General features: G+C 63.4%; 19 protein-coding genes. 13 read left to right on the top strand and 6 right to left on the bottom strand.

Features of this window, described 5'->3' with window-relative positions:
- Positions 1 to 202: 202 nt before the first annotated feature.
- A complete protein-coding gene (locus DEM27_RS29295; protein WP_109461788.1) occupies positions 203 to 1,189 on the bottom strand; it encodes an aldo/keto reductase in 987 nt (328 codons plus the stop codon).
- Positions 1,190 to 1,377: 188 nt separating this feature from the next.
- On the opposite strand from DEM27_RS29295, the gene DEM27_RS29290 reads away from it, so the two are divergent.
- On the top strand, positions 1,378 to 2,616 hold the full coding sequence (locus tag DEM27_RS29290; protein WP_109461787.1) for a metallophosphoesterase family protein: 1,239 nt from the start codon (positions 1,378 to 1,380) through the stop codon (positions 2,614 to 2,616).
- A 1-nt stretch (position 2,617) separates the two neighbouring features.
- Positions 2,618 to 6,112 carry an ATP-binding protein gene (locus DEM27_RS29285; protein WP_109461786.1) on the top strand — a complete coding sequence of 1,165 codons (3,495 nt, stop codon included), beginning with the start codon at positions 2,618 to 2,620 and terminating at the stop codon, positions 6,110 to 6,112.
- Positions 6,113 to 6,123: 11 nt separating this feature from the next.
- Here DEM27_RS29285 and DEM27_RS29280 read toward each other — a convergent pair whose 3' ends face one another.
- The 3 genes from DEM27_RS29280 to DEM27_RS29270 form a co-directional block, all read right to left on the bottom strand.
- Entirely contained in the window at positions 6,124 to 6,618 is a 495-nt protein-coding gene (locus tag DEM27_RS29280; protein ID WP_109461785.1) for a DUF3833 family protein, read from the bottom strand.
- Between the two features lie 96 nt (positions 6,619 to 6,714).
- A complete protein-coding gene (dgoD, locus tag DEM27_RS29275) occupies positions 6,715 to 7,863 on the bottom strand; it encodes a galactonate dehydratase (RefSeq protein ID WP_109461784.1) in 1,149 nt (382 codons plus the stop codon).
- 48 nt (positions 7,864 to 7,911) lie between these two features.
- Complete coding sequence (locus tag DEM27_RS29270; RefSeq protein ID WP_109461783.1) at positions 7,912 to 8,697, bottom strand: FadR/GntR family transcriptional regulator; 786 nt, start codon at positions 8,695 to 8,697, stop codon at positions 7,912 to 7,914.
- 198 nt (positions 8,698 to 8,895) lie between these two features.
- Between DEM27_RS29270 and DEM27_RS29265 the strand changes: the two genes are divergently transcribed.
- The 4 genes from DEM27_RS29265 (at position 8,896) to DEM27_RS29250 (ending at position 13,245) form a co-directional block, all read left to right on the top strand.
- Positions 8,896 to 9,879 (top strand): arabinose ABC transporter substrate-binding protein, encoded by a 984-nt coding sequence (locus DEM27_RS29265; RefSeq protein WP_109461782.1) that lies wholly within the window; start codon positions 8,896 to 8,898, stop codon positions 9,877 to 9,879.
- A 76-nt stretch (positions 9,880 to 9,955) separates the two neighbouring features.
- Complete coding sequence (araG, locus tag DEM27_RS29260; RefSeq protein ID WP_109461781.1) at positions 9,956 to 11,470, top strand: L-arabinose ABC transporter ATP-binding protein AraG; 1,515 nt, start codon at positions 9,956 to 9,958, stop codon at positions 11,468 to 11,470.
- Between the two features lie 16 nt (positions 11,471 to 11,486).
- The gene (gene araH, locus DEM27_RS29255; RefSeq protein ID WP_109461780.1) at positions 11,487 to 12,437 is read left to right on the top strand and encodes an L-arabinose ABC transporter permease AraH; all 951 of its coding nucleotides are present in this window, start codon (positions 11,487 to 11,489) and stop codon (positions 12,435 to 12,437) included.
- 28 nt (positions 12,438 to 12,465) lie between these two features.
- The gene (locus DEM27_RS29250; protein WP_109461779.1) at positions 12,466 to 13,245 is read left to right on the top strand and encodes an SDR family oxidoreductase; all 780 of its coding nucleotides are present in this window, start codon (positions 12,466 to 12,468) and stop codon (positions 13,243 to 13,245) included.
- A 28-nt stretch (positions 13,246 to 13,273) separates the two neighbouring features.
- Here DEM27_RS29250 and DEM27_RS29245 read toward each other — a convergent pair whose 3' ends face one another.
- Positions 13,274 to 14,212, bottom strand: coding sequence for a helix-turn-helix transcriptional regulator (locus tag DEM27_RS29245; protein ID WP_109461778.1), 939 nt, complete (start codon positions 14,210 to 14,212; stop codon positions 13,274 to 13,276).
- A gap of 224 nt (positions 14,213 to 14,436) precedes the next feature.
- On the opposite strand from DEM27_RS29245, the gene DEM27_RS29240 reads away from it, so the two are divergent.
- From DEM27_RS29240 to DEM27_RS29220, 5 genes are all read left to right on the top strand, one after another.
- Positions 14,437 to 16,641 carry a TonB-dependent receptor gene (locus DEM27_RS29240; RefSeq protein ID WP_109461777.1) on the top strand — a complete coding sequence of 735 codons (2,205 nt, stop codon included), beginning with the start codon at positions 14,437 to 14,439 and terminating at the stop codon, positions 16,639 to 16,641.
- The gene (locus tag DEM27_RS29235; protein ID WP_109461776.1) at positions 16,641 to 17,024 is read left to right on the top strand and encodes a hypothetical protein; all 384 of its coding nucleotides are present in this window, start codon (positions 16,641 to 16,643) and stop codon (positions 17,022 to 17,024) included. The genes DEM27_RS29240 and DEM27_RS29235 overlap by 1 nt, the downstream gene beginning before the upstream one ends.
- Positions 17,021 to 18,289: a RhtX/FptX family siderophore transporter gene (locus DEM27_RS29230; RefSeq protein ID WP_109461775.1), complete on the top strand. Its 1,269-nt coding sequence runs from the start codon at positions 17,021 to 17,023 to the stop codon at positions 18,287 to 18,289. The genes DEM27_RS29235 and DEM27_RS29230 overlap by 4 nt, the downstream gene beginning before the upstream one ends.
- A gap of 271 nt (positions 18,290 to 18,560) precedes the next feature.
- A complete protein-coding gene (locus DEM27_RS29225; RefSeq protein ID WP_109461774.1) occupies positions 18,561 to 19,892 on the top strand; it encodes a sensor domain-containing diguanylate cyclase in 1,332 nt (443 codons plus the stop codon).
- Positions 19,893 to 19,995: 103 nt separating this feature from the next.
- Complete coding sequence (locus DEM27_RS29220; RefSeq protein WP_109461773.1) at positions 19,996 to 20,184, top strand: hypothetical protein; 189 nt, start codon at positions 19,996 to 19,998, stop codon at positions 20,182 to 20,184.
- 138 nt (positions 20,185 to 20,322) lie between these two features.
- Here the strand turns inward: DEM27_RS29220 and DEM27_RS29215 are convergent, their stop codons facing one another.
- A complete protein-coding gene (locus DEM27_RS29215) occupies positions 20,323 to 20,568 on the bottom strand; it encodes a DUF6894 family protein (RefSeq protein WP_109461772.1) in 246 nt (81 codons plus the stop codon).
- Positions 20,569 to 20,701: 133 nt separating this feature from the next.
- Between DEM27_RS29215 and DEM27_RS29210 the strand changes: the two genes are divergently transcribed.
- Complete coding sequence (locus DEM27_RS29210; RefSeq protein ID WP_109461771.1) at positions 20,702 to 21,022, top strand: hypothetical protein; 321 nt, start codon at positions 20,702 to 20,704, stop codon at positions 21,020 to 21,022.
- A 174-nt stretch (positions 21,023 to 21,196) separates the two neighbouring features.
- Positions 21,197 to 21,499, top strand: a complete 303-nt coding sequence (locus tag DEM27_RS29205; protein ID WP_109461770.1) for a hypothetical protein — start codon at positions 21,197 to 21,199, stop codon at positions 21,497 to 21,499.
- Positions 21,500 to 21,584 lie beyond the last annotated feature (85 nt).

Here is a 21,584-nt window from a genome sequence, read left to right as displayed (position 1 = left end):
GGCACCAACCCATCGAGCGTCACCATCTCGAGGGCCGTCTGTTCGGGAGCGGGTTTCTTCAACATGTCCCAGTGAATCATAAACCCCCAGTCAAGGCCAGGGGTTTGTCAGCAGTCTGAGGCCCGGCGTTTGGAGCGCCGGGCCTGTTTTGTTTTTGGCTTATGGTTTTCGCGGGTGAGGGCGCGGGTTATGCGCTCCGCTCCTACCAGCGATGATGCACATGCGGCGCGATCAGCCGTGCGTAGATGTCCTTGGCGGCAGCCATCACGTCGGCCGAGATCGGCGCAAGGTCGCTTGCCGCCGCATTCGCCTTTGCCTGCTCGGCATTTCGCGCCCCCGGGATGACGACCGTCACGGCTTCGTTGGTCAGGATCCACTTCAGGGCAAAAGCGGCCATGCCAGTGCCGGCCGGCACCAGCGCGCGCACCTCTTCCACCGCCTGCAGGCCGACCTCGAAAGGCACGCCGGCAAAGGTCTCGCCGACATCGAAGGCCTCGCCGTTACGGTTGAAGTTGCGATGGTCGTCGCTGGCGAACGCCGTATCGCGGCTGATCTTGCCCGAGAGCAGGCCACTTGCCAGCGGCACGCGGGCAATCACCGCGACGTTCTTGCGTTTCGCTTCCTTGAAGAACAGATCGGCCGGGCGCTGGCGGAAGATGTTGTAGATGATCTGGATGCTGACGACGCCCGGAAACTCGATCGCCTTCAAGGCTTCTTCGGCCTTTTCGACGCTGACGCCGTAACCTTTGATCTTGCCGGCCTTCTGCAATTCGTCGAGCCCGGCAAAAACTTCCTGGCGATAGAGGACCTCGGTCGGCGGGCAATGCAGCTGCACCAGATCGAGGCTGTCGACGGCGAGGTTCTTCAGGCTGCGGTCGATGAAGGCTTCGAGATTGGCCTTGGTGTAACCGTCGGCGACATGCGGGGCGAGCCGGCGACCGGCCTTGGTAGCGACCATCGGCCGCGCGCCACCACGCTCTTTCAGAACGTCGGCGATGATCTTTTCGGAGCGGCCGTCACCATAGACGTCGGCGGTGTCGATGAAGGTCATGCCGGCATCGAGGGCTGCATGGAGCGCGGCGCGGCCGTCCGCCTCGCTGACGTCGCCCCAGGCGCCGCCGATCTGCCATGCGCCGAAACCGATGTCGCTGACCGTGAAGGGCATGCGGCCGAATGCGTGCTGTCTCATCACTCTCTCCCTTGTGTGCGGATTTCCAAGCCGTTGCGGCGTTCGCCATGAGACGTGCCGCACGGAATTTCTCGCGGCAGCTATCGCACGGCCGGCGCGAAAATCCCACAGGATAGCCGCTCTTCCCCATATCTTTCGGCGGCATTATTTCCTAAATGGAAAGCCTCCGATTGTCCGCATGAGAGCTGATGACGTCTTTCCGTTTTATCCACGCCGCAGACCTGCACCTCGGCAGCCCGTTTCAGGGGCTGGCGCTGAAGGATGCCGAGATCGCCGCCCTGTTCGTCGAGGCAAGCCGCAAAGCCTTTTCCGCCCTGGTGACGCGGGCAATCGACGAAAAGGTCGATTTTTTCCTCATCGCCGGCGATGTCTATGACGGCGACTGGAAGGACAACAAGATCGGCCTGTTCTTCAACCGCGAGATGGCGCGGCTGGAGCGCGCCGGCATCCCCGTCTACCTGCTGCGTGGCAACCACGACGCCGAAAGCGTTATCACGAAGACGATCACCCTGCCGCGCAACGTCCACGAATTCTCCACCGCCAAGCCGCAGACGTTTCGCATCGAGGCGTTGAAGGTTGCCCTGCATGGCCAGGGATTTGCCCACCGCTCCGCCAACGACAATCTGGCCCTGGCCTATCCGCAGCCGGTTGCCGGCTGGTTCAACATCGGCATCTTGCATACCTCGCTCACCGGCCGCGAGCCGCATGCGCCCTACGCGCCCTGTTCGGTGGACGATCTCCGCTCGCGCGGCTACGATTACTGGGCGCTCGGCCACGTGCACGATTACGAGGTGGTGGCGACAGATCCGCTCGTCATCTTCCCCGGTAACCTGCAGGGCAGGAGTATTCGCGAGCGCGGCGCCAAGGGGGCGGTGCTGGTGAGCGTCGAGGACGGCCGCATCGTCCACGAGCGGATCATCGTCGACGAAGCGCGGTTTGCCGAGCTGGATGTCACCGTTGCCGCCGAGGATAATCTCGCCGCCATCCTGCGTCGTATCGAACTCTCTGTCGAACCGATCGTCGCCGGGATGGACGGCAAGCCGCTGGCGCTGCGCGTCCGTCTGTCCGGCGAAAGCCTGATGCAGGGCGAGCTGCTGGCCCGCCGCCAGGATGTTCGCGACGAGGTGCAGGCCGCCTGCCATCGCGGCCACGAGGAGATATGGCTGGAGAAGCTGGAACTGCGCCTGGACCTGCCAAAGACGGTCGCGGCTGCCGATCACGGCATGCTCGATCTTGAGGAACTGCTGCCCGAAGACGAAACACCGCCGGAATTGCTGGCCGCGGCCGAGGCGCTGATCAACGATATCACCGCCAAGCTGCCGGGCGGTTCGGCTGCGGCCGACTTGCCGCTCGACGCGTCGGCGGCCGAGCTTCTGGCCGAGGCGCGCGCGCTTCTGAAAGCGCGTGCCGGCGGCGGAGGGCTCTGAGATGCGGTTCGAGCGCCTCGACATCCTGCGCTACGGCGCGCTGACCGACCGTTCGCTGGCCTTTCGGCCCGGCGCCGGCCTGCATGTCGTCTACGGGCCGAACGAGGCGGGGAAATCCTCGGCCTTGTCGGCAATCGGCGACCTGCTGTTCGGTTTTCCGCGGGCGATGCCTGGAAGCCCGCCACCCTACACTTTCCTCCACGATGCTCAGCAGTTGCGGATTGGGGCAAAACTCGTTTCACGCGACGGAGCTACCATCGATTTTCGCAGGCGGCGGGCAAAAAATGCCCTGCTGTCAAACGATGAGCGGGAAAGCCTGTTGCGGGAGGATGCGTTGGTGCCGTTTCTCGGCACTCTTAATCGTGAGATCTTCAAGCGGGCCTTCGGCCTCGACACAGAAGATCTGCGCGACGGGGGCCAGGCCATGCTGCAGAGCGGCGGCGAGATCGGCAACCTCCTGTTTTCCGCTGCCTCCGGCCTGCTGGGCCTGACGAGGCTTCGGCAGTCGCTGGAGGGTGAGGCCGGCGGCATCTTCGGCCCGCGAAAGAAACAGGATCACAGCTTTTACCAGGCGACCGACCGCCACGACCAGGCCCGGCGCGCCGAGAAGGAAAACGAACTGAAATCCACCGACTGGAAGCGGCTGGTGGCCGAGGCCGAACAGCTGGAAAGCGAGATTGCCGCGCTGCAATCCGAACGCCGGAAGACCAAGACCGAGCTGGAGCGCCTGCGGGCGCTGAAAAAGCTGCAGCCGCTGGTCATCGACATCGACGGCGAATTGCAGGAACTGGCCGCCTTCGACGATCTTGCCGGCCTGCCGGCGGATTTTGCCGCCGATCTTGCCGAAGCGCTGCACGCGCATGCGTCCCTTGCCGGCGAAGTGCGCAAGGCGGAGGAGGACACGCAACGTCTCGGCGACGAGATAAGCCAGGTCCATGTCGAGCCGGCCGCTCTTGCGGCGGCAGCGGACATCACCACCCTGTTTGCCGAAACCGGCGCCTATGCCAAGGCCCGGCGGGACCTGCCGGCGATCGACCGCGAAGTCGCCACCTACGATGCGACGCTGACCCAGCTTGCCCGCCGCCTCGGACTGGAGAGCGCTGCCGAACTGGAAAAGCGCCAGCCTTCCGACGCCGACCTCGTGCGCATGCGTCGGCTTGTCGAGGAGGGGCAGGAATTGCTGCGGAGCCGCGCCGACCTGCAGCGGCAGCAAACAGAAGAGGGCGACCGTCTGGCCGCTCTGGACGCGCAGGGTGACGGCGGTCGGCTGGTCGATCCGAAACCTTATATCGATCAGCTGGCGGCCCTGACTGCGGACCTTTCCGACATTGCCCGCGGTGATGCCCTGCTGGTCCAGGCGGAGCGGGCAGAGGAAAACCTGCGCGCCGCCGCCTTGCGACTGCGCCCGCCGGTCCGTGATCTTGCCGCGATCCTGGCGATGCCGCTGCCCGACGTCGCGGCCCTGACGGCACGGCGGGTGGCCATAGAGCAGGCCACACTCGCCCGGAATGGCGCGGCGGAAAAGGTTACCGCGCTTGCTGCGGAGGTTGCCGAGATCGCCGAACGGCTGCGCGAGGCGGAGCGGGATGGCCCCGTGGTGACGCGCGAAGAAATCGCTGCCGCCCGCGAACGGCGCGATGGCCGGCTTGGTGCATTGGGTGAGGGGCGTTTGCCGTCGGCAGACGAGTTGACGCTTCTGGGCGGTCTTGTCGCCCATGCCGATCAACTGGCCGACACGGCGCTGACCCATGCCGACCGCCTGTCGCGCCATGCGGAAAACCGGCTGCGCCGGGACCGGGCCGAACAGCGGCTCGTCGAGGCGCGGCAGCGCCATGCCACGGCCGAGGATGATCTGGCGCGGGCGGAGCAGGATTTTTCCGGCCTCATCGAGGCGTCCGGGCTGGCGACCCACGAACTGGTGTTTTTCGACCCCGCCGCCGCCATCGAGTGGCGCCGGGCGGTGGATGGCCTGGCGAAGGAGCGCGCCGCCATCGATCCGATGCGGGACCAGCTTGCCGCCATCGAACTGAAACAGGGTCGCATCAGACCGGTGCTGAACGCAATTGCCGACGCCCTCGGCATCGACGTGGCCCACCTGCCGTTGGGGGCGCTGTCACAGGCGATCGGCCGGCATCTCGACGGGCTTTCCGAGCGCTGGGCACAGAGCCGCACACGCGAGGGCGAACGCAATGCTGCCCGCCAGCGCCTGGAGCGGCTGACGGTGCAGGCCGCCGATGTCGCTGGGATAATACAGGCATGGCAAACGGCCTTTGCTGCCGCGGCACCGACCATCGGTCTTGCGGCCGAGAGTGCGGCTATGGCAGGGCATGCGGCCATCGATATGGCGGTCGCTGCGCTGGATGCGTGGAAATCGCTGCCGGAAACACTGCTGGAACGGGAAAACCGCCGCCGCCGGGTTGCCGGCATGCGGCGCGATATAAGGGACTACGAAGAAAAGGTGGCGGCAATTGCCGTTTCCGTCGATCCGTCGCTGGAACATGTCGGCGCCGATCTGGCGATCGAAACCCTGCACGAAATGGCCATCGCCGCCCGCAACGCCTCCCAGAAGCGCAAGATCCTCGGTCGCGCCCTGGCGGATGCGGAGCTTCGCCGCGAGCGTGCCCGCGAAGCCTTCTCGGCAGGCGAGGCGCGCCTTGCGGCACTTGCGCATCGCCTGCCGGAACAGGCCGATCCCGAAACGGCGCTCGGCCGCCTGAAGGACCGCGCCCGGCTGGCGGAACGCCTGCGCGAATGCCGTTCGCGGTTTCTGGCGCAGGCCGAAGGGCGCAGCGAAGCCGATGTCCGTGCGGCTCTGGATAGTTTCGACCGGATCAAGGCGGAACTGGATATCGAGACGCTGACCGAGGCCGAAAACGGCCAGTTCGAACGCCACGGCGAACTCGTTGCCCGCCAGGCGCAGAATCGCAAGGAGCGCGAGGCGCTGGAGACCGGCGTCAGCGCCGAATATGCTGTCTTCGAAAAGCTGTCGGCGGAAACCGAAGCGAAGGATCTGGCCCGCCAGTGGGTGGTGCTGAAACTGGCCGCCGGCCTGCTGGCGCATTCAATGGACCGTTATCGCGAACGCCATGCCGATCCGGTCATGCAGCGTGCCGGCGCGCATTTCTCCGTGCTGACCGGCGGGCGCTTTTCGCGGCTGGTACAGGACTATGACGAGAAGGACGAACTGCATCTCTTGGCCGAGCGCGCCGGCGGTGAAAAGGTGCCTCTGGACGGATTGAGCGAAGGCACCGGCGACCAGCTGTTCCTGGCCCTTCGCCTGGCGTTCCTGGAGGATTATGCCAGCCGCAACGAACCGGCGCCGCTGATCGTCGACGACATCTTCCAGACGTTCGACGACGAGCGGACGGTGTCCGGCCTCAAGGCGCTGGCGGCGACGAGCGGCACCTTCCAGACGATTCTCTTCACGCACCAGAAAAGCGTCGTCGACCTGGCGCGGCAGGAGCTTGCCGCCGGGGTCGATGTGATCATGCTGTAACGCATCCTGCCCTATGGCCGTTTGTCGAAGACCGTATCGCGACGGGCGACAGGGAAAAGATATCGTCCCATGCGGGAGGTAATGAGCACCGTGCCGTCGGGCATGCGGGTCATGCGGTCGCGGGCGCGCACGACCTTTTCGCCGATATCGACATCATAGGTGAAGCGGGCCGTGTCGCCCTTGACGCGGATCATTGCCTTGCCGTTGATGCAGGTGCAGGTGGCGATATAGTGGCCCGGCTCGACTTTGCTGATCCGCCAGATGCCCTGCCGGCGCTCGCCATCCTCGTAGACATAATTTTCGCGCAGCAGCAGGGCCTGGTTCGACCATTGTCCGTTCATGCTGCCGCTGAAGCGGCGCTCGCCGCTGCCGAGGCCGGAAATTCTGCCGTTGACGGCCGTTCGCCCGACGAAAAAATCTTCCAGCCGGAATTCCTGGGCAGCGGCGGGAAAGGTAAGGGAAAACAAGGCGAAAAGTGAAAACAGAACGCGGATGAAATGACGCATCGCCGATGGCCCCTGTGATGGCGTATCGACACTATAACGGATGGCGTCCCGCTTGGTTGCGCCGCCGCGCGATTTTTCACGCGGCGGCGATCGTTATCACCACTCCGCGACGCTGCCGTCGGCATGGCGCCAGATCGGATTGCGCCAGCGATGGCCTTCCTTGGCGCGTTCGATGACATAGGCTTCGTCCACCTCGACGCCGAGGCCGGGACCCTGCGGGATCGACACGAAACCGTCGGCATACTGGAATACCTCCTTGTTGGAGATGTAGTCGAGGATGTCGTTGCCCTTGTTGTAGTGGATGCCGAGGCTCTGTTCCTGGATGAAGGCATTGTAGGACACGGCGTCCACCTGCAGGCAGGCGGCCAGCGCAATCGGACCCAGCGGGCAATGCGGTGCAAGCGCCACGTCGTAGGCTTCCGCCATGGTGGCGATCTTGCGGCATTCGGTGATGCCGCCGGCATGGCTCAGATCCGGCTGCAGGATATCGACGTAACCCTCTGACAGGATTCGCTTGAAATCCCAGCGCGAGAACAGCCGTTCGCCGAGCGCGATCGGTGTCGAGCAATGGTTGGCGATCTCCTTCAAGGCTTCGTAGTTTTCCGAAAGCACCGGCTCTTCGATGAACATCAGTTTGTAGGGTTCCAGTTCCTTGGCAAGAACCTTGGCCATCGGCTTGTGGACGCGGCCGTGGAAATCGACGCCGATGCCGATATGCGGGCCGATCGCCTCGCGGATGATGGCGATGGTCTCGACCGCCTTCTCCACCTTCTCGTTGGTATCGACGATCTGCATTTCTTCGCAGCCGTTGAGCTTGATCGCCTTGAAGCCGCGGGCGACGACCTCGCGGGCATTGTTGGCGACGTCGGAGGGGCGGTCGCCGCCGATCCAGGAATAGACCTTGATCTTGTCGCGCACCTGGCCGCCGAGCAGCGCATGGATCGGCTGGCCGAGTGCCTTGCCCTTGATGTCCCAGAGCGCCTGGTCGATACCGGATATGGCCGACATGTGGATGGCGCCGCCGCGGTAGAAGCCGCCGCGATACATCACCTGCCAGTGGTCCTCGATCAGCATCGGGTTCTTGCCGATCAGGTAGTCGGAAAGCTCGTGCACCGCCGCCTCGGTGGTCAGCGCCCGGCCTTCGACAACCGGTTCGCCCCAGCCGGTGACGCCTTCATCCGTCTCGATCTTGAGGAAAAGCCAGCGCGGCGGGACGACATAGGTGGTCAGCTTGGTGATTTTCATGGGGTCAGGCTTTCTCTGGACGTCATTGAAACGGGGAGCGGGCCGCGGTCAGACCGCCGAGCCTTGCGCTTCCCGATGGTGCTTGAGAGCCGCGGCGAGATCGCGGGCGGCGAGATCGAGCATGCGGCTGGAACAGTCACGCGCCGCTGCCTTGTCGCGAAGCCGCAGGGCCTCGACGAGCTGGCGATGCACGTCGATCGCCTCGTCGCGTTTCTCCACGGCTTCGTTGGAAGCATGCAGCGAGAATTTCAGCGCGGCATGGATGATGGCCGAAAGCTGGCGGAAGACCTGGTTGTGGCTGGCCTTCAGCAGCGTCGTATGAAAGGCGACGTCGGCCTCGGTAAAATCGTTGATATCGCCTTCCACGTCGCGCATCTGCTGCCAGGCGCGTTCGAGGTCGGCGATCTCCTGTGCCGTCGCCCGCTCGGCGGCAAGTTCGGCGGCGAAGGGTTCGATGGCGCGGCGGGCTTCGAGGATGCAGCCGAGCAGGTTGAAGTCCATGATGCGCGGGCCGATCCACTCCAGCACCTGCTGGTCGAGGATGTTCCAGTCGTCCTTGTCGGTGACGATGGTGCCGATCCGCGGCCGGCCGCGCACCATGCCCTTCGATTCGAGTACTTTCAGAGATTCGCGAATGACCGTGCGGCTGACGCCGTAGCGTTCGCACAGGTCGTTTTCGCGCGGCAGGGGACTGCCGCCGGGAAAGACTTCCTCGCAGATTTCCAGCGCGATCGCGGCGGTGATGTTCTTTTGCACGCGGGGCCGCTTTGCCGGTTTCTCCGTGCCGGCGATCTCCCGCAAGTTCACTCCTGGTTCCACCCTTCGTTTCTCCATCCCCGATCCAAGCACCGCATGCCGGTCACTGCGATCGTTATCCCAAAAACCGATCCAAGGCGACAGCCGGCGACCCTGTCCCTCCACAATCATATGACATGAATACATCAATCATCATACACAGGCAATTGACTGGTATGATGATTTATCTTATCCGTTAAGCACTGCAAGGGAGCAGTCCAATTAGGGAGAGAGACAATGCGCTTTTTCAAAGCCGCCATCCTGGCGGGTACCGTTGCCGTCATCGCCGCAACGTCGGCCTTTGCCGCCGATGTGAAGATCGGCTTCGTCGTCAAGCAGCCGGAAGAGCCGTGGTTCCAGGACGAGTGGAAGTTCGCTGAAGTCGCCGCCCAGGAAAAAGGCTTCACGCTGGTGAAGATCGGCGCAGAAGACGGCGAGAAGGTCCAGTCCGCCATCGACAACCTCGGTGCCCAGGGCGCCCAGGGCTTCATCATCTGCACGCCGGACGTCAAGCTCGGCCCCGGCATCGTTGCCAAGGCGGAAGCCAACCAGCTGAAGCTGATGACCGTTGACGATCGCCTGGTCGGCGCCGACGGCAATCCGCTCGAAGACGTGCCGCACATGGGCATCTCGGCCACCAAGATCGGCGAGGCCGTCGGCCAGGCGATCTCCGACGAGGTCAAGAAGCGCGGCTGGAATCCGGCCGAAGTCGGCGTTATCCGCGTGTCCTACGACCAGCTTCCGACCGCAGTCGATCGTGTCGAAGGCGCGCTCTCGGTGCTGAAGGCCAATGGTTTCGCCGCTGCCAACATCTTCGACGCGCCGCAGGCGAAGACCGATACGGAAGCCGCCCTCAACGCCTCGACCACGGTTCTTAACAAGAATGCCGGCATCAAGCAGTGGGTTGCCGTCGGCCTGAACGACGAAGCCGTGCTCGGCGCCGTGCGCGCGACCGAAAGCGTCGGCATCGCCGCTGAAAACGTCGTCGGCGTCGGCATCGGCGGTGCGGACTCGGCGATCAACGAGTTCAAGAAGCCGACTGCAACCGGTTTCTTCGGCACGGTGATCATCTCGCCGAAGCGCCATGGGTATGAAACCGCGCTCAACATGTACGAGTGGATCGCCAACGGCAAGGAGCCGGAAAAGCTGATCCTGACCGCCGGCCAGCTCGCACTGCGCGACGACTACCAGGCGGTTCGCAAGGACCTCGGCATCGAATAACATCCTCCCAGGATGCGAATGGTCCGGCGGCTCGCCAGCGAGTCGCCGGACGGCGATTGGCCGGACGGATCAGATCATGACGGATTTTCTTCAATTCAACGGGATCTCCAAGGGATATCCCGGGGTTCAGGCGCTTTCGGACATTTCTTTCTCGGTGCGCAAGGGCGCCGTGCACGGGCTGATGGGCGAAAATGGCGCAGGCAAGTCGACGCTGATCCGCCTGCTTTCGGGCGACCAGTCCGCCGATGCCGGCGAGATCCGCATCGACGGCCAGCCGCAGCATTATTGTTCGGTTCGTGACGCGTTTCAGGCGGGCGTCATCGTCATCCATCAGGAACTGCAGCTCGTTCCCGAACTGTCGGTGGCCGAAAACCTCTGGCTCGGCCGCTTTCCGGGCAAGGGCGGCGTCATCAACAGCCGGACCCTGATCGAAACGGTGCGGCAGAAGCTTGCCGAGATCGGCATCGATGTCGATCCGTCCACCAAGGTCGGCCAGCTGTCCATCGGCGAGCGTCAGATGGTGGAGATCGCCAAGGCGGTTATGCTGGACGCCCGCGTCATCGCGCTCGACGAACCGACCTCGTCGCTGTCGTCGCGCGAAAGCGAAATTCTCTTTGCCCTCATCGCCAAACTCAAGGCGAAGGGCACGATCATCCTCTATGTCTCGCACCGCCTCGACGAGATCTTCCGGCTCTGCGATAGCCTCACGGTGCTGCGGGACGGCAAGCTGGCTGCCCATCATCCCGATATCGGCCAGGTGACGCGCGATCAGATCATCTCCGAGATGGTCGGGCGCGAAATCAGCAACATCTGGGGCTACAAACCGCGCGAAGCCGGCGCCGTGCGCCTCAAGGTGCGCGACCTCTCGGGCTCGAAACTGCCGGTGCCGATCAGCTTCGACGTGCGCGCCGGCGAAATCCTCGGTTTTTTCGGCCTGATCGGGGCAGGGCGCAGCGAGATGACCCGGCTGGTCTACGGCGCCGACAGCCGGCGAAGCGGCACGGTCGAGGTGGACGGCGTCAAGGTGGCGCCCGACAGCCCGCCGCAGTCGATCCGCTCGGGCATGGTGCTCTGCCCGGAAGACCGCAAGCATGACGGCATCGTGCAGGGGCGCTCGATCGAAGAAAACATCGCGATTTCCTCGCGTCGGCATTTTTCGCCCTTCGGCATCCTCAGCCCCCGCAAGGAGGCGGATCTCGCCGATACCTTCATCGCCAGGCTGAAGGTGCGCACGCCGTCGCGCAAGCAGGACATCATCAACCTCTCCGGCGGCAACCAGCAGAAGGTCATCCTCGGCCGGTGGCTGTCGGAACAGGGCGTCAAGCTGCTGATCATCGACGAGCCGACACGCGGCATCGATGTCGGCGCCAAGTCCGAAATCTACGAAATCCTCTACGACCTCGCCGCCGGCGGCATGGCGATCGTGGTCATATCGAGCGAGCTTCCCGAAGTCATGGGCATCACCGACCGGATCATGGTCATGTGCCAGGGCCGGGTTGCTGCCGATATCCCGCGTACCGAGTTCGACGAGCGCCGCATCCTGGCGGCTGCTCTGCCCGATACGTCCCCCGTTGCCGCCGCCCAATCCTGACAAAGGTGTTTCGACGATGTCCTCTCTGAAAAAACTTCTCCTCGGCGAACAAGGCCTGGTCGTCATCTTTGCGCTCGCCTTCGTCATCGTGTCGCTGACCGTTCCGAACTTCCTGACCGAGCGCAACATGCTCGGCCTGCTGCAATCGGTGGTCACCATCGGCATCGTCGCCTGCACCATGATGTTCTGCCTGGCCTCGCGGGATTTCGACCTGTCGGTCGGCTCGACGGTCGCCTTTTCCGGCATGGTCGCGGTGATGGCGTCGAACGCCACCGGCTCGATCATCCTCGGCCTGCTGGCCGCGCTCGTCTGCGGCGGCGTGGTCGGCCTGGTCAACGGCGTCGTCATCGCCCGTTTCCGCATCAATGCGCTGATCACCACGCTGGCGACCATGCAGATCGTCCGCGGTCTTGCGCTGATCGCCTCGGACGGCCGCGCCGTCGGCATCAACGATCCGGCCTTCTACCAGCTCGCTCTGTCGAAATTTTTCGGCGTCCCGACGCCGATCTGGATCATGGCGGCCCTGTTCATCGTGTTCGGCTTCGTGCTGAACCGCACGGTGTTCGGCAAGAACACGCTGGCGATCGGCGGCAATCCGGAAGCCTCGCGGCTCGCCGGCGTCAACGTCATCACCATGCGCATCTGGATCTTCGCGCTGCAGGGCCTCGTCTGCGCCATCGCCGGCGTGCTGCTCGCCTCGCGGATTACCTCAGGTCAGCCGAATGCCGCTACGGGACTGGAGCTGTCCGTCATCTCCGCCTGCGTTCTGGGTGGTGTGTCGCTTGCCGGTGGCCGGGCGGCGATGACGGGCGTCATCGTCGGCGTGCTGATCATGGGCATTGCCGAAAACGTCATGAACCTGCTCAATATCCAGGCCTTCTATCAATATGTCGTGCGCGGCCTGATCCTGCTGATCGCCGTCCTGCTCGACAACCTGCGCTCCACTGCCGTCGGCCGGCGGGGCTAAAGGTCAACGAAAGCTTGGGGAGAAGACCATGGCCGAGCGGCTGAACGGCAAACGTATCCTGATCACCGGTGCGGCGCAGGGCATCGGCTTCGCCATGGCCGAAGCGTTTTCCCGCGAGGGCGCGCATCTTTTCCTCGTCGATCTCGACCGTGTCCTGTTGCAGCAGGCGGCGCAGCGGCTGCGGGAAAGGGGCGCGACGCTCGGCTTCATGGCCGGCGACATCGCCGACCCGCTCGCCATGCGCGCCGCGGTGCAGCAGGCCGACCGTGAGATCGGCATGCTGAATGCGCTCGTCAACAATGCCGGCGTCAACGTCTTCGCCGAACCGCTCCGGACCACCGACGAGGAATGGCAGCGCTGCTTCGACATCAATTTGAAGGGTGCGTGGAACTGCTGCAAGGCGGTGCTTCCCGGGTTGATCGACCAGGGTGGCGGCGTCATCCTCAACATCGCCTCGACGCATGCCTTCACCATCATTCCGCACACCTTTCCGTATCCGCTGGCAAAACATGCGCTGCTGGGGCTCACCAAGTCGCTCGGCCTGGAATATGCGGGCAAGAATATCCGCGTGAACGCTCTGGCGCCGGGTTATGTCGCGACGCAGAAGGTGATCGATTACTGGAACAGTTTTGAAGATCCGATGGCGGCGAAGGCGGAAACCATGCGCCTGCATCCCGGTGGCCGCATCGCCACGCCGGAAGAAATCGCGCTCGCCGCGGTCTTCATGATTTCCGACGAATGCCCGTTCATGAACGCCACCTGCCTGACCATCGACGGCGGGCTGAGCGTGCAGCAGCATCCGGCGTAATCTCCGTCGCCGGCAGCAATAGCCGCTCCTACCGCCGCGCCCCCTTGCGCAGTTCGGACGGCGCCTGGCCGAACTGGCGGCGGAAGGCCTTGTTGAAATAGGAGAGGTCACCGAACCCCACCTCATAGGCAATGGCGCTGATCGGGCGGTCTTCGCCGCTGCGGCCGATCATCTGTTGTGCCATGGCCAGGCGCCGCTCCAGCAGATAGCGGGAAAACGTCGTGCCTTCCTGCTGGAAGAGTTTTTGGATGGAGCGCGGCGTGACACCGTTGAGGCCGGCCAGCGTGGAAACATCGAGATCTGGATCGGAAAGATGCGCATCGATGTAGGCCTTGACGCCCTGCATCCGGTCGCTGCCCGGCACGCTCGCATCGGCATCGAGATAGGCCAGCACCAGCGGCAGGATTTCGTGGAAATGCACGTTCGCCATCTCCGCTTCGCGCGGGCCGTGCGGGCCGCGCATCAAAAGGTAGGCGCCGTAGGTGATCAGCAATTGCAGCGGCGGAAAGTTTTTCGGCACCGGCCGCAGCAGGATGCGCTGCAATTGCGGCGGCGGCAGGCGGAAGGACGCCAGCGGCAGGCTGCCGCAATCGAGGCGTCCGCCCGAAGGCAGCGACCATTCGAACGGCTCCTCGCCGGAAACGAACAGGAAATCGCCGACATCGGCCTCGACCATGCGATTGCCCTGCTGCACGGCAAGCGGGCCTTCCATGCTGCGCACCATCAGCGCACGCCCGCTATTCGCCCGGCCGGAACCGGTGATTCGCAACGGAGCAGGGGCGAAAAACGCCGTCATGACGGCAAGTTGCGGCAAGGCGCACTGGATACCGCGGCTGCCGGCCAGCGCCGCCGCATCGATCTCCACGGGCCCGATGACCGAAGACAGCATCGTCCTTGTCAACGAACGGCTTTCACGTTCGGCAAGGCCGGCGGTGTCGAGGTGTTGAGGGCTGATCATTTCGGTCATGAAAGGTATCGTTAAGTATGTGTCAAAAATGCAACGCCGGTGCCTGCTTTCCGGCAAGTTCGCTACAGGCGTGGTGGCTTTCGTCTCCGACCAAGTCGCCAGGGCATCGCTTGGGTAAACCTGACTGGTATAGACATGTTTAACCGACTTGGACGTCGCAAACCAGAGGCCTGCCTTTCGCAGGCGAGGTTTTCCGCAGCCTCAAGTCGAATGGAGAGATCTCGATGCGCCACGCCGCCTTGCTTGCCGGAACCTGCCTCGCCCTGATGCCGCTGTTTGCGATGCCCGTTTTTGCCCAGGACCAGGCGACGGAAGGCGAGGCCACGGAGCTGAAGCCGCTGGTGATCACCACCGCCACCCGCACCAGCCGTCCGGTATCAAGCATTCCCGGCTCGGTCATGGTCATCGAGGGTGAAGAGCTGGAACAGCAGAAGAAGCTGGCCGCCAACGCCTCGGCGCTGGTTTCCAAGCTCGTTCCGGGCTTCTCCGTATCCAACCAGACGCTATCCGGCGCATCCGAGACGTTCCGCGGTCGCGGCGTCCTCGTGCTGGTCGACGGCGTGGCGCGCAATACGCCGCTGCGCGACGTTTCGCGCGTTTTGTCGCTGGTGGATCTCGCCAAGGTCGAGCGCATCGAGGTCGTCAACGGCGCCAGCAGCCTCTACGGCTCGGGTGCAACGGGCGGCACGATCAATTTCATCACCCGCAAGGATGCCACGGACAAGCCGTCAGTGACCGTCGAAACCAAGGTGCGCGCGTTCACCGAGAGCCTGGGCAAATCGGCGGCACCCGAAGTTTCCATCTCGGCCACCCAGAAGCTCGGCAATTTCGACTACCTGTTCTCCGCCAGCGGCCGCAAGGTGCGCCGCACCTATGACGGCGACGGCCGCGAGCTGCCTTCGGATGCCATGCTGGGGCAGGGCGGCGGCGACCGCACCGATTTCGGCAATCTGTATGCCCGCCTCGGCTTCGAGGACGAAAGCCGCCGCTTCGAGATTTCCGGTGAACTGGTGAAGATGAGCCAGGACCCCGACTGGTTCACCAATTTCCTCGCCAACCCGGCGGTTCCCGATTTCACCAGCCCCTACACGGGCAGGCCGGTGACCGAAGACTCGAAATATTTCACCGCCCGCTACAGCGATTCGGCTTTCGCGCTCGGCGACCTGGAGGTCAAGGCGTTCCACAACGACATGGAGAAGCGTTTCCCCTTCACCCGCTTCGACACCGCCGTCAACAACCAGGTCTATTACTCCGGCGATCCGCGCAATCCGCAGGCCGATTACGCCCAGGGCACGCTCTACAGCAAGCGCACCGGCATCAACGCCACTGTCGCCACGCCGCTCGACTCGATCTGGCAAGACATGGTGCTGACCTGGGGCCTCGACTTCCTGCATGACGAGACGACGCAGAAGATCCAGAACGGCTGGGACATCATCAGCCCGATGCGGCAGAACTCCGTCGCCGCGTTCGCGCAATTGCAGGCGCCGGTCACCGACCGGCTGGAGATCCAGGGCGGCGTGCGCTACGAACGCTTCTTCCTGAACGTCGCGGATTTCAACCGGCCGGCCATCTACTACATCAACCGGCCCTATCCGGCGATCGACGTGCTCGGCGGTTCCTTCGAATACGACAACTGGACCTTCAACCTCGGCGGCACCTTCGACCTGACGCCGGAACTGCAGGCCTTTGCCGGCTTCTCCCAGGGCTTTTCGCTGACCGACATCGGCGGCTTCACCCGCCGCGCCGGCGCCAACTCCTCGGCGGAACTGTGCGATGCCTACGGCGCGCTGGCCTGCCCGGGTGCGGGGGCGCCGGACTACACGGTCAGCTATGCCTCGATCGCGCCCGATCCGCAGGTGGTCAATAATTACGAAATCGGCATGCGCGGCGGCTGGACGGATTTCGGCGGATCGCTGTCGGCCTTCGTCTCGACCTCGGATGACGGCGTCAACTACGATGTCGCCTCCAACCGCGTGTCGCAGCAGAAGGAAAGGATCTGGGGTCTGGAAGCGACCGGCTGGTGGCAGGCGACTGACAGTTTCACGGTCGGAACGGTGCTCTCCTACCAGGAGGGCCGTTACGACGCCGATCGGGACGGCGACATCGACAGCTGGCTGCCGAACAACCGTATAGCCACGCCGTTCCGCGGCATGGTCTACGGCACCTACGTCTTCGAAAACGGCCTGAACCTGCGCGGCGAAGTGGTGTTCTTCAGCGGCCGCGACAAGATCACCACCGTTCCGGAAATCGAGGGTGCGGCGCTGGTCAACGTCATGGCGAGCAAGAAGGTCGGCGAGGGCGAGCTGAGCTTCGGCATCGAAAATCTCTTCGACCGCGACTACATGAATCCGACCGCCAGCGCGACGCGCAACAATGTCGTCAACGGCGAGGGACGCACCGTATCGCTGAGCTACAAGATCACCTTCTGATGATCAGTTTTTCGATCCGGGGAGATGGTATCATCCATCTCCACCTCTGTCCCCCCTATGCCGAAACGGACGAGGAAAGCTATCTTGCCGCCCTCGACCGCATCGGCGAGATCGAAAGACCTTACGCCATGGTGGTCGATATCTCCGGTCATGTGCATCTGTCGCGCGAAGGCGAACTGCGCCAGGCGGCGTGGGCCAAACGAACGCGCACGCAGATTTCGGCCCATTGCCTTGCAGTGGCGCTGGTGCGCGAAACGCCCAATCCACGGTCGCAGCAATCCTTCTCCCGCCTCTGGAACATCCCCGTGCACGTCACCAGCGACAGCGACGAGGCGATGCGGTTTGCAACCGGTCATCTCCCTGCTTCCGGAAAGCGCCCATGAGCACTGCCGACCTGCATCAGCCGACCGCGGCCGGTCGTTTCTCCGCAGGCCGGATGCGGCTTTTCGCCGTGCTGGCCGGACTTTACCTGGCGCAGGGCATTCCGGGATACCTGCTGGTGGCAGCGATCCCGCCGATCATGCGTGAACTCGGCGTCTCGCGAACGGCGATCGGCATGCTGGCGGTGCTGATGATCCCGCTGACGATAAAATTTCTCTGGGCGCCGCTGGTCGACCGCATCAAGCTGATGTCGATCGGCCACCGCCGCAGCTGGATCCTGCCGACGCAGTTCGGCACCGTGCTGGCGATCGTCGCGCTGATCTTCGTCGAGCCGAACAATGTCATGGCGATCTTCCTGATCGGCCTGGTCATCGCCATCCTGACCTCGACGCAGGACATCGCCACGGACGGTTACGCGACGCTGGCGCTTAGGGAGAAAGACCGCGCCGTCGGCAACGCCATCCAGGGCGGCGCGGTGGCGGCAAGCGTCATCGTCGGCGGCACCTTCTCGCTGGTGCTCTACGAATGGATCGGCTGGCAGCCGATGATCCTCACCATAGCCGCCATCTCGACGTTGCCGCTGGTGGCGATCGCCTTCATGCCGGAAGATGCCGACACCGCCGTCTTCCAGCCCGCAAAGCGCCCGTCGCTCAAGGCCTTCGTCAAGCGGCCCGAGGCGGTGACCGCACTGACCGTTGCGCTGATCTACCGGGCCAGCGAAGGCCTGGTGAAGTCGATGGAGGGTTCCTACCTCGTCGATGCCGGTCTGCCGCTGTCGTCGATCGGTTACCTCAGCGGCATTTCGGCGGCAACGGCCGGGATCGCCGGTTCGGCGATTGCGGCGATACTGGTGCTGCGCACCGGCGCCAGCGGTACGCTGCTGCTGCTCGGCGGTTTGCGGACCTTGTGTTTCCTGCTGTTCAGCCTGCATGCCGCCGGCCAGCTTTCGGGGCTGTGGGTGTTGCTCGGCGCGGCCGGGTTCCAGACGCTGATCCGCTACATGGAGATCGTCGCGCTCTACAGCCTTTTCATGGCCGTCGCCTCGAAGGACCAGCCGGGTACCGATTTCACCATTCTGTCCTGCGCCCAGATCATCATCTATCTCCTCGGTTCGATGATGGCAGGCATGATTGCCGATGTACTCGGCTATCCCGTGCTGTTCTTCGCTGCGACCGCTATTTCCGGTGTCGCGGTCATCGTCACGTTCCGGCTGCTGACGACCTTGAAGCGGCGAACCGAGGAAGCGGCAGGTGACGGCAGGGCGTGACGGCGGCCTGCAGTTTTTTCCCTTGTCCAACCCGGCGATGCGCCGCCCGTGCGTCCGGGTTCTCGGTATTTCCCGCCCGAGCGGCAAGCGCATGACAATGCGATGGAATGAATATACTGTTTGGTGAGAACCATCGTTTATTCTCGAAAAGTCGAGTTGGGCCAAGGGCGCAAAACAAACGGTAAACGGGAGGTGTTCCGCCTGGTTGCCGGGGACGAATGACCATGTCTCGCTTGAATTGTCCGCTCCTGGGCATCGGGATGATTTTGGGATGAGCCATTCGAACAATGCCGGACGTCGGTCCGATATCAGGATGCGGCCGGCGGACGAGGCGGATAGCTTCGGCCAGACGCGTGAAACACTCGATTTCTGGACCAATTGCATCGGCGCCCCGGTTCTCGTCGTCGACCGTTACGAACGAACGGTGCGTTTCGGCAACCAGAGCGCGGCGTCTTTTTTCGGGCTGCCAGTCGAGGCTCTGGCGAACCGGCCGATGGCCGACCTGCTCGGCGAGGAGTGCGCCCAGTTCACGGATCACATCTGGAGCAACGCCCCCGTCGGGACGCCTGGCGAACCCTTCATCCTGAATGCGGTCGTCAAGGCCGAGCAGCGGTCCCTGCTGATGCGGCTGACGACCGTCGTCGTCGAAGGCGAGGCGTTGCGGCTCTTTACCATCAGCGATGCACCCGTCGGTGGTACGGTGGCATTGGCAAGCTGGCAGGAAAACCTGATCTCGCTGCTCAACTGGCTTCCCTTCGGTTTCGAGATCGGCAATCTCGACGACGAGATCCAGTTTTCCAATGCGCAATGCGTCGAACTGTTCGGGTATGAGCAAAGCGATTTGCCGACGCCGGAGGATTGGTGGAGGCTGGCTTATCCCGATCCCCACTACCGCCGCTTTGCCCGGGAGAAGTGGGAAAGCTCGATTGCAGCCGCCCGGGCGGAGAACCGCGAAATGACGCCGTTCGACCTGGAGGTGACCGCCAAGGACGGCTCGACACGGACGATCCAGTTCCGCCACCGCACGATCGGCAACTTCAACATCAACCTCTTCCTCGACGTCACAAGCGAACGCGCCTATGCGCGGGAACTCCAGCGTCTGGCGGATACCGACTCGCTGACGGGCGCCATGACCCGGCGCCGCTTCTTCCAGGAGGCGGAAAAGCGCTTTGACGCCGCGCAGGCCAATGCGCCTCACGCCATCCTGATGCTCGATATCGACCATTTCAAGCAGATCAACGACGCTTTCGGCCATGGGACCGGTGACCTGGTGCTCGAGGAGTTCACCCGTCGTTGCCGCAGCGTGATTGGCCGCGACGATCTTTTCGCCCGCGTCGGCGGCGAAGAGTTCGCCGTACTGCTGCGTTACGACGATGCGAAGACGGTCGTGGAGATGGCGGAACGCATTCGTCGCACCATCTATGCCACACCTTTCGAGGTCGGCGGCGTCGCGCTTGCCGTGACCGTGAGTCTCGGCGTGGCGATGCGCCTGTCTTCCGAGCATGCGGTCGATCTCACCATTTCGCGCGCCGACAGGGCTCTCTACGAGGCGAAGAACACCGGCCGGAACCGGGTGGCGATCGCCGCCGCCCAGATGGAATGACCGGGCCGCACGCCGCTCCGAAACACCTGATCAAGGAATCTTTGTCAGAGAGGGAACTATTTCCCTCCTGGCTGGTTCCATGCGATGGATCAGGGAGGAAACCATGTCGTATAACATCGATCCCAATGTCATCGACGTCACCACGCTGCGCCACGTCTGGCCGATCCGGGACTTTTGCCAACAATACAATCTCGATCTCGAAAACGAGAAGCGTTTGCGGATCTTGTTCGGCGAGTATGCCACGGCGATGGAATTGCTGATGAATATCGTGCGCAGGCCGCGTTATCGCTGACCTTTTCGACGGCTTGACGAAAGACGGCCGAGATAGGCCGCTTCCTGCCGTTCCGGTGGGCTGCGTGTTCTGTAGCGCCCCAGCCAACGCACGCCCCTGTGCGGCGCACAGGCGGCGTTGGTCTCCCCAGGGGCATGTCTATTGGCCCATGCCTGTCCACTTTGCATGAAAGGTGAGGGAGCCGCAAAAAACCACCGTGCCGGCTTCGTTTCTCACCTCGACCGCCACTTCGCCATCGGCGACGGCGACGAATTCGTCGCGTGCGATATCTGTCAGGATACGGGCCACCTCGCTTTCGACCCGCGCCCCGGATTCTACTTCCAATCCTTCGCTGTCGGTGACCGGGCCCGAGCCATTGTGAATGTCGAAATAATATCTTGCCATGTTTGCTCCTCATCGCCAACGTAACCGCAATCCGGCATTTCTGTTCCCGCTTTTGCCAGCATTGAACGATATGGTGCGGAACGGTTGACGAAACCGTTCGCGACTCTAGCTCTACGCGAAAAGGGAGAGCAACATGACGTCGCTGTCGCAGGCGCAAATCGAAGCGCTGGAAATCTTGGCGAGGGGGGAACTGGTTCAGTTTTCCGGTTACTGGGCACATCTGCGCGATGCGAAGAGCCATCCGGAGTTCTGGGGACAGCGGCCGACGCCGATCCCCTGCGTGCACCGCCGGACAATATCTGCCCTCGTGCGTCGCGGCCTCGTGGAATTAAGCAAGAAGAATGCCCGCGAAGCCGTCGCGTCGCTGACGCAAAAGGGCCAGCAGGCCGTGGAAGGTTTCAAGGACGCCCCTTACAGCGCGTCCAGCCAGGCATCGTCCGAAGCGCGGCACTGAGCGCGAAGACAGGGGGCTGCCTGCCCATATCCGGGCAAGCCTGAAAACCTCGCCGGCACCGTTGCATCACTGCACCGCTCCGCGTCGATCGTGGCTGGTTCACGCCTTCTCGTTTCGTCGTCAATATGAGGACATGCTATTGCATCTGCGAGGATTGATTCGAGGAACGAAGCCATGATGGCTGCCTTTATGGTCGCGCTTGCAATGTCACCGATGCCGCAGATCGCACCATCGGTGGAGCAACTCCAGGATGATTTCGAGCAGGCCACGGTCTGCCGGCCGATTGAGGGCCGCCATGTCTGGAAAGGCAGGATCGCTTTCTTCATCGAATCCTATGCATTCCCCAATGACGATGACGCCCAGACCGACGTCGTCGGTGCCGATGCCGTGTTGCCGGCCGACAACGATGCCGAAACGATCAAGGAATTCGAGGCTGCCTGCGCCCCGACGGAGCAGATGGCTTTGCCGTCGCTATAGGCATTTCGCCCGGCCGGAAACGCCTGTCCCAGAACAGGCTAGCTTATTGTGAGGGGTGAGTTCTCGTAATTGCCGTGCGGCGCAA

The sequence above is a fragment of the Rhizobium album genome, assembly GCF_003122325.1.
Lineage (GTDB): Bacteria > Pseudomonadota > Alphaproteobacteria > Rhizobiales > Rhizobiaceae > Metarhizobium > Metarhizobium album.
The sequence above is the reverse complement of the archived record's forward strand: the minus strand, read 5'-3'. Positions and strand labels throughout refer to the sequence as shown.

Excerpts from the sequence above, each read along its gene's own strand:
- araH (WP_109461780.1), top strand. The coding sequence starts at position 11,487 with ATGTCCTCTCTGAAAAAACTTCTCCTCGGCGAACAAGGCCTGGTCGTC.
- DEM27_RS29295 (WP_109461788.1), bottom strand. The coding sequence starts at position 1,189 with ATGAGACAGCACGCATTCGGCCGCATGCCCTTCACGGTCAGCGACATC.
- DEM27_RS29235 (WP_109461776.1), top strand. The coding sequence starts at position 16,641 with ATGATCAGTTTTTCGATCCGGGGAGATGGTATCATCCATCTCCACCTC.
- DEM27_RS29270 (WP_109461783.1), bottom strand. The coding sequence starts at position 8,697 with ATGGAGAAACGAAGGGTGGAACCAGGAGTGAACTTGCGGGAGATCGCC.
- DEM27_RS29225 (WP_109461774.1), top strand. The coding sequence starts at position 18,561 with ATGAGCCATTCGAACAATGCCGGACGTCGGTCCGATATCAGGATGCGG.
- DEM27_RS29290 (WP_109461787.1), top strand. The coding sequence starts at position 1,378 with ATGACGTCTTTCCGTTTTATCCACGCCGCAGACCTGCACCTCGGCAGC.
- DEM27_RS29205 (WP_109461770.1), top strand. The coding sequence starts at position 21,197 with ATGATGGCTGCCTTTATGGTCGCGCTTGCAATGTCACCGATGCCGCAG.
- DEM27_RS29215 (WP_109461772.1), bottom strand. The coding sequence starts at position 20,568 with ATGGCAAGATATTATTTCGACATTCACAATGGCTCGGGCCCGGTCACC.
- dgoD (WP_109461784.1), bottom strand. The coding sequence starts at position 7,863 with ATGAAAATCACCAAGCTGACCACCTATGTCGTCCCGCCGCGCTGGCTT.
- araG (WP_109461781.1), top strand. The coding sequence starts at position 9,956 with ATGACGGATTTTCTTCAATTCAACGGGATCTCCAAGGGATATCCCGGG.
- DEM27_RS29210 (WP_109461771.1), top strand. The coding sequence starts at position 20,702 with ATGACGTCGCTGTCGCAGGCGCAAATCGAAGCGCTGGAAATCTTGGCG.
- DEM27_RS29265 (WP_109461782.1), top strand. The coding sequence starts at position 8,896 with ATGCGCTTTTTCAAAGCCGCCATCCTGGCGGGTACCGTTGCCGTCATC.
- DEM27_RS29245 (WP_109461778.1), bottom strand. The coding sequence starts at position 14,212 with ATGACCGAAATGATCAGCCCTCAACACCTCGACACCGCCGGCCTTGCC.
- DEM27_RS29280 (WP_109461785.1), bottom strand. The coding sequence starts at position 6,618 with ATGCGTCATTTCATCCGCGTTCTGTTTTCACTTTTCGCCTTGTTTTCC.
- DEM27_RS29240 (WP_109461777.1), top strand. The coding sequence starts at position 14,437 with ATGCGCCACGCCGCCTTGCTTGCCGGAACCTGCCTCGCCCTGATGCCG.
- DEM27_RS29250 (WP_109461779.1), top strand. The coding sequence starts at position 12,466 with ATGGCCGAGCGGCTGAACGGCAAACGTATCCTGATCACCGGTGCGGCG.
- DEM27_RS29230 (WP_109461775.1), top strand. The coding sequence starts at position 17,021 with ATGAGCACTGCCGACCTGCATCAGCCGACCGCGGCCGGTCGTTTCTCC.
- DEM27_RS29285 (WP_109461786.1), top strand. The coding sequence starts at position 2,618 with ATGCGGTTCGAGCGCCTCGACATCCTGCGCTACGGCGCGCTGACCGAC.
- DEM27_RS29220 (WP_109461773.1), top strand. The coding sequence starts at position 19,996 with ATGTCGTATAACATCGATCCCAATGTCATCGACGTCACCACGCTGCGC.